General features: G+C 72.5%; 16 protein-coding genes. 9 read left to right on the top strand and 7 right to left on the bottom strand.

What is annotated here, in order from left to right; all coding sequences use genetic code 11:
* Positions 1 to 161 precede the first annotated feature (161 nt).
* From ACWC94_RS12045 to ACWC94_RS12015, 7 genes are all read left to right on the top strand, one after another.
* A complete protein-coding gene (locus tag ACWC94_RS12045) occupies positions 162 to 464 on the top strand; it encodes an urease subunit gamma (RefSeq protein WP_031160134.1) in 303 nt (100 codons plus the stop codon).
* A gap of 11 nt (positions 465 to 475) precedes the next feature.
* Positions 476 to 787, top strand: a complete 312-nt coding sequence (locus tag ACWC94_RS12040; RefSeq protein ID WP_450796402.1) for an urease subunit beta — start codon at positions 476 to 478, stop codon at positions 785 to 787.
* The gene (locus ACWC94_RS12035) at positions 780 to 2,501 is read left to right on the top strand and encodes an urease subunit alpha (RefSeq protein WP_450796401.1); all 1,722 of its coding nucleotides are present in this window, start codon (positions 780 to 782) and stop codon (positions 2,499 to 2,501) included. Before ACWC94_RS12040 ends, ACWC94_RS12035 begins: the two co-directional genes overlap by 8 nt.
* A gap of 10 nt (positions 2,502 to 2,511) precedes the next feature.
* Positions 2,512 to 3,186, top strand: a complete 675-nt coding sequence (locus tag ACWC94_RS12030; protein ID WP_450796400.1) for an urease accessory protein UreF — start codon at positions 2,512 to 2,514, stop codon at positions 3,184 to 3,186.
* 64 nt (positions 3,187 to 3,250) lie between these two features.
* Positions 3,251 to 3,928, top strand: coding sequence for an urease accessory protein UreG (gene ureG / locus ACWC94_RS12025; protein WP_450796399.1), 678 nt, complete (start codon positions 3,251 to 3,253; stop codon positions 3,926 to 3,928).
* Complete coding sequence (locus ACWC94_RS12020; RefSeq protein ID WP_450796398.1) at positions 3,925 to 4,683, top strand: urease accessory protein UreD; 759 nt, start codon at positions 3,925 to 3,927, stop codon at positions 4,681 to 4,683. Before ureG ends, ACWC94_RS12020 begins: the two co-directional genes overlap by 4 nt.
* A 245-nt stretch (positions 4,684 to 4,928) precedes the next feature.
* The gene (locus tag ACWC94_RS12015; RefSeq protein ID WP_450796397.1) at positions 4,929 to 6,524 is read left to right on the top strand and encodes an alpha/beta hydrolase; all 1,596 of its coding nucleotides are present in this window, start codon (positions 4,929 to 4,931) and stop codon (positions 6,522 to 6,524) included.
* A 62-nt stretch (positions 6,525 to 6,586) separates the two neighbouring features.
* Here the strand turns inward: ACWC94_RS12015 and ACWC94_RS12010 are convergent, their stop codons facing one another.
* Positions 6,587 to 7,609: an NAD-dependent epimerase/dehydratase family protein gene (locus ACWC94_RS12010; protein WP_450796396.1), complete on the bottom strand. Its 1,023-nt coding sequence runs from the start codon at positions 7,607 to 7,609 to the stop codon at positions 6,587 to 6,589.
* Positions 7,610 to 7,667: 58 nt separating this feature from the next.
* A complete protein-coding gene (locus ACWC94_RS12005) occupies positions 7,668 to 8,396 on the bottom strand; it encodes a lysophospholipid acyltransferase family protein (RefSeq protein WP_450796395.1) in 729 nt (242 codons plus the stop codon).
* Positions 8,397 to 8,878: 482 nt separating this feature from the next.
* Here ACWC94_RS12005 and ACWC94_RS12000 point away from each other — a divergent pair, with 482 nt between their 5' ends.
* Positions 8,879 to 9,286 carry a DUF6153 family protein gene (locus ACWC94_RS12000; protein WP_450796394.1) on the top strand — a complete coding sequence of 136 codons (408 nt, stop codon included), beginning with the start codon at positions 8,879 to 8,881 and terminating at the stop codon, positions 9,284 to 9,286.
* A 97-nt stretch (positions 9,287 to 9,383) separates the two neighbouring features.
* Positions 9,384 to 10,004: a DUF305 domain-containing protein gene (locus ACWC94_RS11995; RefSeq protein WP_450796393.1), complete on the top strand. Its 621-nt coding sequence runs from the start codon at positions 9,384 to 9,386 to the stop codon at positions 10,002 to 10,004.
* Positions 10,005 to 10,048: 44 nt separating this feature from the next.
* On the opposite strand, the gene ACWC94_RS11990 is transcribed toward ACWC94_RS11995, so the two are convergent.
* The 5 genes from ACWC94_RS11990 to ACWC94_RS11970 all read right to left on the bottom strand — a co-directional run bounded on the left by ACWC94_RS11990 (position 10,049) and on the right by ACWC94_RS11970 (position 16,589).
* Positions 10,049 to 11,278, bottom strand: a complete 1,230-nt coding sequence (locus ACWC94_RS11990) for a PP2C family protein-serine/threonine phosphatase (protein WP_450796392.1) — start codon at positions 11,276 to 11,278, stop codon at positions 10,049 to 10,051.
* A 69-nt stretch (positions 11,279 to 11,347) separates the two neighbouring features.
* A complete protein-coding gene (locus tag ACWC94_RS11985) occupies positions 11,348 to 13,804 on the bottom strand; it encodes a SpoIIE family protein phosphatase (RefSeq protein WP_450796391.1) in 2,457 nt (818 codons plus the stop codon).
* A gap of 114 nt (positions 13,805 to 13,918) precedes the next feature.
* Positions 13,919 to 15,139 carry an ornithine--oxo-acid transaminase gene (rocD, locus tag ACWC94_RS11980; protein ID WP_450796390.1) on the bottom strand — a complete coding sequence of 407 codons (1,221 nt, stop codon included), beginning with the start codon at positions 15,137 to 15,139 and terminating at the stop codon, positions 13,919 to 13,921.
* A complete protein-coding gene (ddaH, locus tag ACWC94_RS11975) occupies positions 15,139 to 15,948 on the bottom strand; it encodes a dimethylargininase (protein ID WP_450796389.1) in 810 nt (269 codons plus the stop codon). The genes rocD and ddaH overlap by 1 nt, the downstream gene beginning before the upstream one ends.
* Before the next feature lie 155 nt (positions 15,949 to 16,103).
* A complete protein-coding gene (locus ACWC94_RS11970; protein WP_450796388.1) occupies positions 16,104 to 16,589 on the bottom strand; it encodes an Lrp/AsnC family transcriptional regulator in 486 nt (161 codons plus the stop codon).
* Positions 16,590 to 16,614: the final 25 nt, after the last annotated feature.

Below are 16,614 nucleotides of genomic sequence, written 5' to 3'. Positions count from 1 at the left end.
TGAAACTCCGGCGTTCTAGCCTGCCGATCCACGCCATCAGGGGTTCTTCTGCCCGGATTGACGACGATCCGGGGATTTGTCTGTGTGTTACACCTATCCCGTCGTGATGGCTGCGGCAGCCGGACCCCGCACGGTCCGGAGCAAGGACTGTGAGGTGGGACGTGCAACTGACCCCGCACGAGCAAGAGAGGCTGCTCATCCACGTGGCGGCCGACGTGGCCGAGAAGCGCCGGGCCCGCGGGCTGCGGCTCAACCACCCGGAAGCAGTCGCCCTCATCACGTCGCACATCCTCGAGGGGGCGCGTGACGGCCGTACGGTCGCCGAACTCATGTCCTCCGGTCGCAAGCTCCTCAGCAGGGACGACGTCATGGACGGAGTCCCCGAGATGATCCACGACGTCCAGGTCGAGGCCACCTTCCCGGACGGCACCAAGCTCGTCACCGTCCACGAGCCGATCATCTGAAGGGGGCCGCCGTGATTCCCGGAGAGATCCTGTTCGCGGACGACCCCGTCCTCGTCAACGAGGGCCGTGAGGTCACCCGCCTCACCGTCCTCAACGCCGCCGACCGGCCCGTCCAGGTCGGCTCCCACTACCACTTCGCCGAGGCCAACCCCGGCCTGGAGTTCGACCGCGGCGCGGCCCACGGCAAGCGGCTGAACGTCGCCGCCGGCACCGCCGTGCGCTTCGAGCCCGGCATCCCCGTCGACGTGGAACTCGTGCCCCTCGCCGGCGCCCGGATCGTGCCGGGGCTGCGCGGGGAGACCGGAGGTGCCCTCGATGCCTGAGATCTCCCGCGGCGCCTACGCCGACCTGTTCGGCCCCACCACGGGTGACCGCATCCGGCTCGCCGACACCGACCTGCTGATCGAGATCGAGGAGGACCGCTCCGGCGGGCCCGGCGCCTCCGGCGACGAGGCCGTCTTCGGCGGCGGCAAGGTCATCCGCGAGTCCATGGGCCAGTCCCGCGCCACCCGTGCCGAGGGCACCCCCGACACGGTCGTCACCGGCGTCGTCATCGTCGACCACTGGGGTGTCGTCAAGGCCGACGTCGGCATCCGCGACGGCCGGATCGCCGCGATCGGCAAGGCCGGCAACCCCGACACCATGGACGGCGTCCACCCCAGCCTGGTCATCGGCCCGGAGACCGAGATCATCGCGGGCAACGGGCGGATCCTCACCGCCGGCGCCATAGACGCACACGTCCACTTCATCTGCCCCCAGATCGCCGACGAGGCGCTGGCCTCCGGCATCACCACCCTGGTCGGCGGCGGCACCGGCCCCGCCGAGGGGTCCAAGGCCACCACCGTCACGCCCGGCCCCTGGCACCTGGCCCGGATGCTGGAGGCGATGGAGGCCCACCCGGTCAACGTCGGCTTCCTCGGCAAGGGCAACACCGTCTCGCACGAGGCGATGCTCTCCCAGATCCGCGGCGGCGCCGTCGGCCTGAAGCTGCACGAGGACTGGGGCTCGACCCCGGCCGTCATCGACGCCGCGCTGACCGTCGCCGACCGCACCGGCATCCAGGTCGCCATCCACACGGACACCCTCAACGAGGCGGGCTTCGTCGGCGACACCCTCGCCGCGATCGCGGGCCGGGGCATCCACTCGTACCACACCGAGGGCGCCGGCGGCGGGCACGCGCCGGACATCATGACCGTGGTCTCGCAGCCCAACGTGCTGCCCAGCTCCACCAACCCGACCCGGCCGTACACCGTCAACACCGCCGAGGAACACCTCGACATGCTGATGGTGTGCCACCACCTCAACGCGGCGGTCCCCGAGGACCTGGCCTTCGCCGAGTCCCGGATCCGGCCCTCCACCATCGGCGCCGAGGACGTCCTGCACGACCTCGGCGCGATCTCGATCATCTCCTCCGACTCCCAGGCCATGGGCCGGGTCGGCGAGGTGATCCTGCGCACCTGGCAGACGGCGCACGTGATGAAGCGCCGACGGGGTGCCCTGCCGGGTGACGGCCGGGCGGACAACCACCGGGTGCGGCGCTATGTCGCCAAATACACCATCAACCCCGCGCTCGCCCAGGGGCTCGCCGCCGAGATCGGCTCCGTCGAGACCGGCAAGCTCGCCGACCTGGTGCTGTGGGAGCCCGCGTTCTTCGGGGTCAAGCCGCTGCTCGTGATCAAGGGCGGGCAGATCGCCTACGCGCAGATGGGCGACGCCAACGCCTCCATCCCCACCCCGCAGCCGATCCTGCCCCGCCCGATGTACGGCGCGATCGGCCGCGCCCCCGCCGCCAACTCGGTCAACTTCGTGGCCGAGCCGGCGATCGAGGACGGGCTGCCGCAGCGGCTGGGGCTCGGCAAGCGGTTCGTGGCGATCGAGTCCACGCGCGCGGTCACCAAGGCCGACATGCGCGAGAACGACGCCCGGCCCGACGTACGGATCGACCCCGACAGCTTCGCCGTGCACATCGACGGCGAGCTGGTCGAGGCCACCCCGGCCGCCGAACTGCCCATGGCCCAGCGCTACTTCCTCTTCTGACGGGGGTGCGATGTCACGAGCAGCACTTCTCGTCCTGGCCGACGGCCGCTTCCCCGCCGGAGGGCACGCGCACTCCGGCGGGGCGGAGGCCGCCGTCAAAGCGGGCCGGATCACCTCCGCCGCGACCCTGGAGGACTTCTGCCGGGGCCGGCTGCACACCGCCGGGCTGGTCGCGGGCGCCCTCGCGGCGGCCGCCGTACTCGGGGTGGACCCGCGGGAGCTGGACGCGGCGGCGGACGCCCGTACGCCGTCGCCCGCGCTGCGGACCGCTGCGCGCCGGCTGGGGCGACAGCTGCTACGGGCCGCCCGGGCCGCCTGGCCGTGCGGCCAACTCGACGCGCTGGCAGCGGAGTTCCCCAAAGGCGCGCATCAGCCGGTGGTCCTCGGGCTCGCGGCCCGGGCGGCCGGCCTCACTCCCGAGGACGCGGCGTACTGCGCGGCGTACGAGAGCGTGAGCGGGCCGGCGACGGCGACCGTGCGGTTGCTGAGTCTGGACCCCTTCGACGCGACCGGCGTACTGGCGCGCCTCGCGCCGGAGTCGGACCGGGTGGCGGACAGGGCCGTGGAGGCGGCACGGAGGGCGCTCGACGAGGGTGTCGACGCGCTGCCGGCCTCGTCCGGGCCCCTGCTGGAAGTGGGTGCGCAGTGGCATGCGGACTGGCCGGTCCGGCTGTTCGCGTCCTGACGTGCCCGCCCCGCGAACCCCGCCCTCCAGGGGCTCAGCCCCTTCGACCCCCCAGGAGCCGTACATGCACCTCGACCACACCCACTCCGGCCCCGCCGCCGTGAGTGCCGACGCCCACCGCCCCGCCGGAACCCGGCGCGCCCTGCGCATCGGGCTCGGCGGGCCCGTCGGGTCCGGTAAGACCGCGACCGTCGCCGCGCTCTGCCGGGCCCTGCGCGACGAACTGTCGCTCGCCGTCGTCACCAACGACATCTACACCCGTGAGGACGCCGAGTTCCTGCTCCGGGAGGCCGTACTGCCGCCCGAGCGGATCACGGCCGTGGAGACGGGTGCCTGCCCGCACACCGCGATCCGCGACGACATCTCGGCCAACCTCGAAGCCGTGGAGGACCTGGAGGAAGCGGTCGGCCCGCTCGACCTGATCCTCGTCGAGTCCGGCGGGGACAACCTCACCGCGACCTTCTCCAAGGGCCTGGTGGACGCACAGATCTTCGTGATCGACGTGGCCGGCGGCGACGACATCCCGCGCAAGGGCGGGCCCGGCGTCACCACGGCCGACCTGCTCGTCGTCAACAAGACCGACCTCGCCCCGTACGTCGGCTCCGACCTCGCCCGGATGGCCGCCGACGCCAAGGCCCAGCGCGCGCAACTGCCGGTGGTGTTCCAGTCGTTGCGCGGCGGGACCGGTGTGGCCGACGTGGCCGCGTGGGCGCGGGAGCGGCTCGCCGCGTGGACGGCATGACCAGCACCGGAGTCCGCGCGGACGCGCGGATCGTCGCCCGCGCCGACGGCCGCGGCGGCACCGCGCTGCCCGTACTGGACGGCGAGGGTCCGCTGGCCCTGCGCCGCACCCGCGCCGACGGCACCGGGGCGAAGGTCATGGTGGTCGGCGCGATGAGCGGCCCGCTCGGCGGGGACCGCTTCACGCTCACCGCCCGGGTGGAGGAGGGCGCCCGGCTGCACGTCGGCTCGGCCGCCGCCACCCTCGCCCTGCCGGGCCAGAGCAAGGGCGAGGCCCGCTACGACGTACGGCTCGACGTGTCCGCCGGCGCCGAACTGCACTGGCTGCCCGAGCAGTTGATCTCGGCACGCGGCAGCGACCTGTACGTCACCACACGGGCCGAACTCGCCGCCGGCGCCCGGCTCGTCCTGCGCGAGGAGCAGGTTCTCGGCCGGGCGGGAGAGGAACCGGGGCGCCTCACCAGCCGGCTGACCGTTCGGGTCGCGGGCCGGACGGTACTGGACCAGGAACTGTCCTGCGGCCCCGGCGCCCCGGGCGGCTGGGACGGCCCGGCGGTGCTGGCGGGGCACCGGGCGGTGGGCCAACTGGTCGTCGTGCGGCCCGAGTTCGCACAACGTCCGGTCGAGGCGCGGCTGTTGGGCGAGTGCGCCGCACTGATACCGCTGGCGGGCCCCGCGGTCCTGGTCAGCGCCGTGGCCCCGGACGCGCTGCGCCTCCGACGAGTCCTGGACGAGTCCCTGGCAAGGCTCGGCTGAAGCGGCCCCGCAAGGGCGCGGGGAACTGCGCGACAAGCCACGATGGCGCCGCACCCGCGGCACTGCGCTCCGTGGCACTTCCTCCCACGCCCCCACGCGCGGAGCGCTCCGCTCAACGGGACATGATCGTCCGGTTATCGGATTGGTAAAGATACGGGGCCACCCCTGGTCTCAGGCGACTCACAGCCGAAAGGATCCCCGCCTGACCACTCGCAGCAATGCAGATGTAGGGGGAGGGGCCCCACTTGAGGGAGAACAGACCGAAGAGCCGCCTGCTGGCGCTCGGTTCGGCCGGAGCACTCGTCACCGCCACCCTGATCGCCGGCGTCGTCTCGGCGCCCGCGGCCGGCGCCGCCGGACGGCCGGGCCCGGACCGCGAGGCCAAGGGTGCCGAGATAGCCGCCGCCCGCGCCGCCAAGGCCGGCATCGACTGGCAGGACTGCCCGGCCGACTGGGGATTCGCCAAGCCCATCCAGTGCGGCTGGGTCACGGTGCCCGTCGACTACGCCCACCCGTACGGCAAGCAGATCAAGCTCGCCGTCGACCGCATCGGCAACACGGGCACCCAGAGCGAGCGTCAGGGCTCGCTCGTCTACAACCCGGGCGGTCCCGGCGGTTCCGGGATGCGCTTCCCGACCCGGGTCACCAACAAGAACCCCGTCTGGGCGAACGTCGCCAAGGCCTACGACTTCGTCGGCTTCGACCCGCGCGGCGTCGGCCACTCCGCCCCCATCTCCTGCATCGACCCGCAGGAGTTCGTCAAGGCGCCGAAGATGGACCCGGTGCCGGACACCGAGGCCGACAAGACCGCGCAGCGCAAGTTGGCACGCGAGTACGCCGACGGCTGCGCCGAGCGCAGCGGCGCGATGCTGCCGCACATGACCACGCCGAACACCGCCCGCGACCTGGACGTCATCCGCGCCGCCCTGGGCGAGAAGAAGCTCAACTACCTCGGCGTCTCCTACGGCACCTACCTCGGCGCCGTGTACGGCACCCTCTTCCCGGGCCACCTGCGCCGCATGATCGTCGACAGCGTGGTCAACCCGGACCGCAAGAACATCTGGTACCAGGCCAACCTGGGCCAGGACATCGCCTTCGAGGGCCGCTGGAAGGACTGGGAGGACTGGGTCGCCGCGAACGACGCCGCCTTCCACCTCGGCACCACCCGCGCCGCGGTCCAGGCCAAGTGGCTCGAGCTGCGCGCCACCGCCAAGAAGAACCCCATCGGCGGGGTCGTCGGCCCGGCCGAGCTGATCTCCTTCTTCCAGAGCGCGCCGTACTACGACTCCTCGTGGGTGCCGGTCGCCACGGTGTTCAGCAAGTACGTCGCCGGTGACACCAAGGCGCTGGTCGACGCCGCCGCCCCCGACCTGTCGAACACGGCCGCCAACATCACCGCCGAGAACAGCAACGCGGTCTACACGGCCGTCGAGTGCGCCGACGCCAAGTGGCCCACCAGCTGGAAGAGGTGGGACCGGGACAACACCCGGCTCAACAAGGACTACCCGTTCATGACCTGGGCCAACGCCTGGATGAACCTGCCGTGCGCCACCTGGTCGGCCAAGCAGCAGACCCCGGTCCAGGTGAAGACCCACAAGGGTCTGCCGCAGGTGCTGATCGTCCAGTCGACCCGGGACGCCGCCACCCCCTACGAGGGCGCCGTCGAACTGCACAAGCGCTTCGCGGGCTCCCGCCTGATCACCGAGAAGGACGCGGGCTCCCACGGTGTGACCGGCCTGGTCAACCCCTGCATCAACCAGCGTGTCGACGCCTACCTGCTCGACGGCAAGCTGGACGCCGCGGACGTGACCTGCACCCCGCACGCCACGCCCAAGCCGTAACAGCGGTCCCGCGGTGACGAGGGGCGGCCGGATCCACCGGCCGCCCCTTTCTCATGCCTTTCTCATGCCGCCAACCAGGCGTCCTCCGCCGCGTAGTCGAACAGGTCCGGATACGCCCGGGCGAGCAGCGGGAAGCACTCCCGCCAGTCGCGCCCCGACAGCACGCCGGTCAGCCACTCGACCGTCTCCGGCAGGCTGTCGGCGTACGACACCACCGGCCGGTAGCCCAACTCCCGCTCGGCGACGGACATGTCGAAGACGACCGGGCGCGGCACGGACCACGGCGTCCCGCCGACCGAGCCCTCGGCAGGCCCGTCGACCAGCGTCGTCCGCGTCCTGACGCCCATCACCGCGTCGACCGCCGCACCGATCCCGGCGACCGTCGGCGTCTCGCCGTCACAGGCGTTGAGCACCCGGGTACCGGGCCGGGCCGCCGCCAGTCGCACCAGCTCGGCGATGTTCCGCGCGCCCGACGGATGGAACCGGCTCTCGCCCCGGTGGGAGAGGACCCGAGTGTGCCGGCCGTCCAGATTCCGCTTCACGAAGTACAGCTCGCGGGGGAGTGGGCTGTACGGTCCGTGCACCGCGGCCGGCCGCAGTACCGTGACCGGCAACCCGCCGCCCGCGGCCAGGAGTTCCTGCTCCAGCGCGACCTTCCGGGTGCTGTACGACGCCTCGCCCGGTGCCACCGTCGGCTGGGTCTCGGGGACCGGCACCGGGTAGGCGGGAAAGCCGTCCGGCTCGTGCAGCGTGTCGAAGTTCCGGCCCGAGCCGTCGTCGTACACCGACACGCTCGAGACCACGACCGCCGAGCCGATCCGGCCCGCCAGGGACGTCAACTGCCGTGCGTGCGCGCCGTCGTAGGCGACCATGTCGACCAGCAGGTCGCAGCCGTCGCCGACCACCGCGGCCAGGGCCGCGTCGTCGGCGCGGTCCAGCCGCGCCGTCCGTACCCCCTCGTCCCACGCCGCGTCCCGGCCGCCGCCCCGCGAGGCGGCCGTCACCTCCCACCCGTCCCGCGCCAGCGCGGCCACCGTCGGACGGCCGATCTGCCCGCTCGCCCCTATCACCACAGCCCTCTTCATACGGCGAGCCTAGGCGCGCGGGCAGCCCGGAGCACCTTCCTTCTGCCGACGGCAGAGGTCAGCCCAGCGGCGCCCGCGGGAACCTGCGTTCCTTCTTCGCGTCCGCCTGCGCCGCCTGTGCCGCTTTGACGACCGCCGCGTACTCGTCGACGTACTCCTGCTGGGACAGGGTCAGGATCGCGTACATGATCTCGTCGGTGACGGCCCGCAGGACGGCCTTCTCCTGCTCCAGGCCGGCGTAGCGGGAGAAGTCGAGGGGCTTGCCGAAGCGGATGGTGACGGGGTGGATGTGCGGGATGACCTTCCCGGGCGGCTGGGCCTCGAACGTGCCGATCATCGCGCACGGCACCACCGGCACCCCGGCCCGCAGCGCCATCACGGCGACGCCGACCTTGCCCTTGTAGAGCCTGCCGTCGTGCGAACGGGTGCCTTCCGGGTAGATCCCGAGCAGTTCGCCCCTGCCCAGCACGCCGAGGCCCTCGCGGATCGCCGCCTGACCCGCCTCCTTGCCCGAGCGGTCCACCGGGATCTGCCCGGCACTGCGGAAGAAGAACGCGGTGAGCCGGCCCTTGAGCCCGGGGCCGGTGAAGTACTCCGCCTTGGCGAGGAAGGTGATGCGTCGTTTCAGTATCGCCGGCATCAGGAAGTGGTCGGAGAACGACAGGTGGTTCCCGGCGACGATCGCGGGGCCGGACGCCGGCACGTTCTCCAGCCCCTCGATCCGGGGCCGGAAGACCAGTCTCAGCAGGGGGCCCAGCAGTACGTACTTGAGCAGGTAGTAGAACAAGGGGTCGCTCCTCACTCTGGCGGATCGGCTCAACCGCCACGTTCGCGCAGGTCAACCGACACCTGATGTCAATGCTGACCCAGCGCCGGCGCTACTGACGGGTAATCAGGTGTGTGGTGAGCTGCGAATCCGGCATCCAAGGGATGATCGTCGGGTCAGCCTGCCGCTACCCGCCAGTAGGCATCAACGCGATCACGGAGCTTGGCGTGATCGGTGGTAAGGCTGGCAAACGGCAGCCTCTTGCCGGGAGATTCGGTACGTGCTGCACACGGGGAGCCACGGAGAGTACCTACCCAGGTAACCGGGCTTCACGGCAGACCCGGATCGACGACCGACCCGTCCGTACGCGACTGCCCGGATCGGCATTCTGTACCGGCGAGTGCCGGTGGGGGCGGGCGGGGCTCGCGTCATGACGCGCGCCTTTCGCGGCGGCGGCGCAGTGGACGCCAGCCGGTCGGACCGGTCCCCGTAGGATGTTCCCCATGCCCGGCACCGCACCGTACGCCCCGCACCCGCCGCAGCGGCGGTGGCGTGCGTTGCTCGTGCTCGCGGTGCTGGCCGGGCTGTTGGGCATGCACGCCCTGGCGCCCGGCGGAGGCATGGGACGGGCGGAGCACGCCCGGTCGGCTCATCTCGCCGGCGCCGTCGCCGTCTTCGCGCCGGACGACTGCCCGGGCGGCGACGGCCACTGCGGCGGCGGCCATCCGCACCACGCGGACCCCACCTGCGCCTCGGGCGCGGTGAACGGCGGCCCGCAGCCGCCCGCACTCGTTCCCGACCCCGTGACGGCTCCCGCACCGGTCCGCTCTCCGGGTTCCGGCGCGGCCACGGCACCGGATGGCGCCCGCGCCCCACCCTCTCTGGCCGAACTCCAACTCCTGCGGATCTAGAAGGCCCCGCCGGCCGCGGCCGCCCGCCTGTCGGCGGAGCGCTCGCGGTCGTGCTCACGCGTGCCCCGAATCCCTTGAGAACCACAGGAGTTCCAGTATGACCAGCCGTACTTCGACGCGCCGTGCCACCCTGGCCGTGGTGGTCGCGACCGCCGCCCTCGTCCTCACCGCCTGCGGCGGCGGTGACGGCGACGGCCACGCCGCCCACGGCCCGTCGGCGTCCCCGACCGCATCGGCCGGCACCGCCCACAACGCCCAGGACGTCGCGTTCGCGCAGGGCATGATCCCGCACCACCAGCAGGCCCTGGAGATGGCGAAGCTCGCCGACGGCCGGGCCTCCTCTGCGCGGGTGAAGGACCTCGCCACCCGCATCGAGAAGGCACAGGATCCCGAGATCCGCACCATGACCGGCTGGCTCACGTCCTGGGGCGAGCAGGTGCCCATGGCCGGCATGGACCACTCGGGGCACTCCGGCACGCCCGGGATGTCCGGAATGATGAGCGGCGGTGACATGACCGAGCTGAAGAAGGCCAAGGGCGCGGACTTCGACACGAAGTTCCTGTCCATGATGGTCGAGCACCACCGAGGCGCCGTCGAGATGGCCGGCACGGAGAAGGACAAGGGCGCCTACGGGCCCGCCAAGACCATGGCGGACGCGATCGTCACCGCCCAGAACGCCGAGATCAAGGAGATGAACAAGCTCCTCGGCAAGAGCTGACGGACGACGGGCGGGGGCCTGTGCCCCCGCCCCACCACGTCCGGTCACAGCCGCACGATGACCAGCGCCGTGTCGTCGGTGGCGCCCCCGGGAGGCAGTAGTTCCAGAAGGACGGCGTCCGCGAGGCTCTCGGGGTCCTTCTCGCGATGGCGGGCCAGGGAGCCGGCGAGGCGGGCCAGACCGGTGTCGATGTCCTCGCCGCGGCGCTCGACCAGACCGTCGGTGTAGAGGACGAGGGTCGCGCCCTCGGCGTAGGACGTACGGGCCTCGGGCCTGGGGATCGGGTCGGGGCGGGCGTCGAGCGGCGGGTCGGTGGCCTGGTCGAGGAACTCCACACGGCCGTCGGGGTGGAGGAGGGCGGGCGGCGGGTGCCCCGCGCTGCTGTAGCTGATCGTGTGCTGGTCGAAGTCGATGAACGTCGTGACGGCGGTGGCCGATTCGGCGCCGTCGACGACGTGCGCGTACCGCCCCAGGACGTTCAGGGCCTCGGCCGGTCCCGTGGCGACCCGGGAGGCGGCGCTCAGCGCGCTGCGCAGCTGGCCCATGACCCCGGCCGCCTCGAGACCGTGGCCGACCACGTCGCCCACGGCGACGCCGATGCGGTCGCCGCCCACCAGGTCGACGAGGTCGTACCAGTCCCCGCACACGTTCAGCGCGCCGACCGCGGGCCGGTAGCGCACCGCGGCGTCGTGGTGGCCGACCTGCCGGCGGGCGGGGAGCATCGCCTCCTGCAGGGCGAGGGCGACCTCGCGCTCGCGGGCGTGGGCCTGGCGCAGCCGTTCGTTCAGCTCCTGCAGCTCACGGGCGCGGGTGTACAGCTCGGCCTCGAGAACGCGGCCCCCGCTGCCGGTGGGCCCGCCGTGCGCCCGGATCAGCTCGGTGACCTCCACGACCCGGTGCACCAGCAGCACCACGCTCCCGTCCGGCCCGGACACCGGCGCGTTGACCGGGCTCCAGTAGCGCTCCTCCCACTCCCCGGGCCGCTCGGGGTCCTCCACGTCGTACCGCTGCAGGGGCATGGTGTCGCGCTCGCCGGTGGCCGCGACCCGTTGCAGCGAGGCGGCCAGGTTGCGTATGCCCGTCGAGCCGGATTCCTTCGGGTTGTCCGGGAAGACGTCGAAGAGACAGCGCCCTACGACCTGCTCGCGGGTGCGTCCGGCCACCCGCAGGAACTCCCTGTTGGCGTCCGCGAAGACCAGGTCGGGCCTCAGGAGCGCCACCGCGCCCGGCAGCGCCTGGAACACCCCCGCGTAGTCGATGGCCGTATCGTTCATGCCTACCGCCCATCCGCCGGAACGACCCCGGTTTCCTACGTCATACGCCGTCTGTGTACGCCGCGCACGTCAGCCCGGCGGATCCGTCAGGGACTGCTCGGCCCAGATGACCTTCCCCCCGGGCACGAAGCGGGTTCCCCAGCCCTGGGCGAACTGGGAGACCAGCAGCAGTCCGCGGCCGCCCTCGTCCGTGGTGCGCGGATGGCGCAGATGGGGTGCGGTGGCGCCGCTGTCGGAGACCTCGCAGATCAGGGCCCGGTCCCTGATCAACCGGAGCCGGATGGGGCCCTCCGCGTGCCGGATGGCGTTGGTGACCAGCTCGCTCACGACCAGTTCGGTGGTGAACGCCAGTTCCTCCAGCCCCCACTCGGCCAGCTGCCGGTCGGCCTCCTTGCGGGCGTCGGCGACCACGGCCGGGTCGGCGGGCAGGTCCCAGTCGGCGACCCGGCCGGCGCCCAGCAGTCTGGTGCGGGCCATCAGCAGGGCCACGTCGTCGTACGGCCGGTCCGGGACCAGGGCGTCGACCACGGCCCGGCAGTGCTGGTCGAGCGAGGAGGCGGGCCGTTCCAGGGCGCGGCGCAGCCGGTCGCGGTCCGCGTCGCCCACCCGGTCGTCACCTCTGTGGGCCAGCAGCCCGTCGGTGTGCAGGACCAGCGTGCTGCCCTCGGCGAGGGCCAGCTCGACCGCCTCGAAGGGCGGGCCGTCCACCCCGAGCGGCGATCCCTGCGGGAGGTCGACGAAGTCGACGGTGCCGTCCGGCAGGACGACGGCGGGCGCGGGATGGCCCGCGGAGGCCATCGTGCACCGCCCGTCGACAGGGTCGTAGACGACGTACACGCACCCGGGGCCCGGCGCCCGGATGCCGGCGCCCTCCGGGGGCGGCGCGCCCTCCTCACGGGCCGTCCGCGCCACCAGCTCGTCGAGGTGCGCGAGGACCTCCTCGGGCGGCAGGTCGAGCGCCGCGAGGGTGCGTACGGCGGTACGCAGCCCGCCCATGGCCGCGGCGGCGTCGATCCCGTGTCCCGGCACCTCGCCCACGACCAGGGCCACGCGCGCCCCGGACAGCGGGATGAGGTCGTACCAGTCGCCGCCCAGGCCGGTCAGCTCGTCGGCCGGCCGGTAGCAGGCGGCCACCTCCACCGCGTCCTGCTCGGGCAGCAGGTGCGGGAGCAGGCTGCGCTGCAGGACCAGGGCCGCCTCCCGCTCGCGGGTGTAGCGCCGGGCGTTGTCCACGCAGACCGCCGCCCGGGACACCAGGTCCTCGGCGAGGCTCAGGTCGTCCTCGTCGAACGGCTCCTGACGGCGGCGCCGGAAGAAGGAGGTGATGCCCATCGTGACGCCCCGCGCGCGGATCGGCACGATCATCACGCTGTGCAGGCCCAGCTCCAGGAACGTCGCCTCCCGGCCGCCCAGGAGGTCCGTGGCCCATTCCCTGGCCAGCGGGTCGAGCCGTTCCTCGCGCCAGGACCGGCCCGTGGCCAGGCAGCGGACCGGGGGCGATCCGGCGAGGTAGGAGGCCACCTCGCCGATCCGGGCGACGGCCTCCGGGACCCCGGGGGTGACCGACTGGTGCCCGGCCCGCCGCAACGGCACCTTGTCCGTGTCGCGGAGCGGTACCGGCTCGGGCTCCGCGCCCCGCAGCACCGACTCCAGCAGGTCCACGCTGACGAAGTCGGCGAAGTCCTGCACGGCCACGTCGGCCAGTTCCTGCGCGGTCCGCGCGATGTCCAGGCTGCGGCCGATCTGCTCGCCGGCCCGGTCGAGCAGGGCCAGCCGCTGCCGGGCGCGGTACCGCTCGGTGATGTCGACGACGGTGTAGTACACGCCCATCGGGTGGCCCCGGTCGTCGTCGAGGCGGGTGAACGACATCATGTGCGCCGTCTCCCGGTACGGCGCGGAACGCACCCGGCCCACATGCTCGTACCCGACCACCGGCCGGCCGGTCTCCAGCACATGCCGCATCTGCGCCTCGATGCCCGCGGAGTCGATGCCCGGCTGGATCTCCGCCAGCCGGCGCCCCAGCCGCTCCCGCGCCGAGCCGCCGCCGTGCCGCTCCAGGGCCGTGTTCGACCACACGCAGCGCAGATCGGTGTCCACGATCGCGATACCGACGGGGGAGCCGGTCACCATCTGCTCCAGCACCGCACGGCTCATGTCCCAGCCGCGCCCCCCGGACATCTCGCAGAGCAGAACCAGCCAGTGCGGGGCACCGCCGGGTTCCACCGCCGGGGTGACCCGCACCATCACCCGGACCGGCTGCCCGTCCCTGCGCCGTGCGGTCAGCAGCCCCGCCCAGCCGCCGTCCCTGCGGCACCGCTCGGCGAGCTCGGGCAGCCGCGCGGCGTCCGCGGCGGACAGCAAGCGGGTCACCCCGGTACCCACCACCTCAACGGCCGGGTACGCCAGCAGCCGCTGGGCGTCCGGCGTCCAGCCGGTCACCACGCCCCGCGCGTCGAGCAGCAGGGGCGCGGCATCCGCCACGTCGAACCGGTGCCGGGCGACGTCCCGCTCCTCGTGAGTGCCCACGGCCGACCTCTCTGTCGCTGAGAGTGGTCTACCACCCCGTGTCCCCCTCCTCACCCTTCGGCCATCGGGCGGGGGACGGGAACGGGGGGCGGCGCACGGCCGCCCCCACCGAGCTCAGGAACCCAGTACCTTCTCCAGCGCCGCCAGCGCGGAGCGCAGTTCCTCGGCCGTGACGGTCAGCGGGGGCGCCAGCCGGATCGTGGAGCCGTGGGTGTCCTTCACCAGGATTCCTTCCCGCATCAGCCGCTCGCTGACCTCCCGGCCGGTGCCGATCCGCGGGTCGACGTCGACGCCCGCCCACAGCCCGCGCGCCCGGAAACCGAGGACGCCCTCGCCGACCAGCTCGGTCAGCCCGTCCCGCAGGATCACGCCCAGCTCGGTGGCCCGCCGCTGGAACTCGCCGGTCTCCAGCAGCTCGACCACGGCCGTGCCGACCGCGGCGGCGAGCGGGTTGCCGCCGAAGGTCGAGCCGTGCTCGCCCGGGTGCAGCACCCCCAGCACCTCGCGCCGGGCCACCACCGCCGACACCGGAACGATCCCGCCGCCGAGCGCCTTGCCGAGCAGCAGCACGTCCGGGACGACGTCCTCGTGCTCGACGGCGAGGGTACGGCCCGTACGGCCCAGGCCCGACTGGATCTCGTCCGCGATGAACAGGCATCCCTTGCGCCGGGTCAGCTCCCGTACCCCCGCCAGATAGCCGTCGTCCGGGATGATGACGCCGGCCTCGCCCTGGATGGGCTCGATGAGCACCGCGGCCGTCGTCTCGTCGACGGCCTCCTCCAGCGCGGCCAGGTCGTTGTACGGCACGATCCGGAAGCCGGGCGTGAACGGTCCGAAGCCCGTGCGGGCCGTCTCGTCCGTGGAGAAGCTGACGATGGTGGTCGTACGGCCGTGGAAGTTGTCCGCGGCGACCACGATCGTCGCCCGGTCGGCCGGGACGCCCTTGATGTCGTAGGCCCACTTGCGGGCCACCTTGATGCCGCTCTCCACCGCCTCGGCGCCGGTGTTCATCGGCAGCACCATGTCCAGGCCGGTCAGTTCCGCGAGCCGCTCGGCGAACCCCGCGAGCCGGTCGTTGTGGAAGGCGCGGGAGGTGAGCGTCAGCTGGTCGAGCTGGCGGTGCGCGGCCTCGATCAGCGCCGGGTGCCGGTGGCCGAAGTTGAGCGCCGAGTATCCGGCGAGCATGTCGAGATAGCGGTTGCCCTCGACGTCCTCCACCCAGGTGCCCTCGGCCCGGGCCACCACCACGGGCAGCGGGTGGTAGTTGTGCGCGAGGACGGGCTCCTCCGCGCGGATCAGGTCGGCGGACGTGCGGGTGCGCGCGGGTGCGGTCATCAGCGGATCTCCTGGGTGCAGCACTTGATGCCGCCGCCTGCCTTGTGGAACTCGGACAGGTCGACGGGGACGGGGACGTAACCGTGGCCGGAGAGACGATCGGCGAGCGCCTCGGCGCGGGGCGCGATGAAGACGTTGCGGCCGTCGGACACGGAGTTCAGGCCGAAGGCCATCGCGTCCTCGCGGGTGGCGAGCACCGCCTCCGGGTACAGCCGGCGCAGCACCTCACGGCTGCCCGCCGAGAACGCCTCCGGGTAGTAGCAGATGTTGTGGTCGTCGAGGACGAACAGCGCCGTGTCCAGGTGGTAGAAGTACGGGTCCACCAGGGTCAGGCCGATCACCGGGTGGCCGAGGAACTCCTGCGCCTCCCGGTGCGCCTCGCGCGTGGTGCGGAAACCGGTGCCGGCGAGGACGTACCGGCCCGTCCACACCAGGTCGCCCTCGCCCTCGGTCACCGACTCGGGGCGGTACACGTCGTAGCCCGCCGCCTTGAACCAGGTGTCGTAGTGCGCCGATTCCGGACGCCGCTCCGGCGCGTGGAACAGCGAGCCGAAGACCCGGCCGCCGACCACGCACGCCGCGTTGGCGGCGAAGACCATGTCGGGCAGTCCGGGGACCGGCTCGAGCGCGTCGACGGTGTGCCCGTGGGCGCGGTAGGCGCGGATGAGCGTCTGCCACTGCTCCCGGGCGAGGTCCACGTCGACGGGCTTGTCGGGATGCATCCACGGATTGATCGCGTACTGCACGGCGAAATGTCTGGGTTCACAGACGAGAAAGCGCCGGGGGCGCTGTACACGGCTTTCGGACACAGAGGGTTTCCTCCGCTTTGCTGTGTGTCACTTGGGGATGTGATCCACGGTAGAAAGCGAGGAGGACGACCGACAAGCAAAAATTCCTGCGCAGATGCGCAGCATCGCTGCGTTCTTCAACCGGTTCGCGCACTGGTCCTGCGTATACTTCCGGGTCATTCCGGCGCCGCGTGGGTCGCGCCCGCCTCCGGGCTTTCCGGGAGGAGGTGGGACAGCACCATCACACTGATCGTCTTGCGGATGAACGGTTCGACGCGGATCCGCTCCAGCACCTCCTCGAAGTGCTCCACGTCCCGCGCCCGCACGTGCAGCAGCGCGTCGGCGCCCCCGGTGACCGTCATCGCCGCCGCGATCTCCGGATGGTTGCGCACGACCTCCGCCAGCCGCCGGGGCGGGGCCGCGCCCTCGCAGTAGACCTCGACGTACGCCTCCGTGCGCCAGCCGAGCGCCGAGGGCTTCACCGTCGCCGTGAACCCGGTGATCACCCCGGTCTCGCGCAGCCGGTCCACACGCCGCTTGACCGCCGTCGCGGACAGCCCGATGCCCGCGCCGATCTCGGCGAAACTGGTGCGGGCGTTCGCCATCAACGCGGTGACGATCTTGCGATCGAGGTCGTCGAACGAGACAGTCCTGCTGTTCATGCGGGCACTGTAGGTCACCCGCGCG

The sequence above is a fragment of the Streptomyces sp. NPDC001135 genome (genome assembly GCF_053598395.1).
This window is presented reverse-complemented; position numbering and strand designations above follow the sequence as displayed.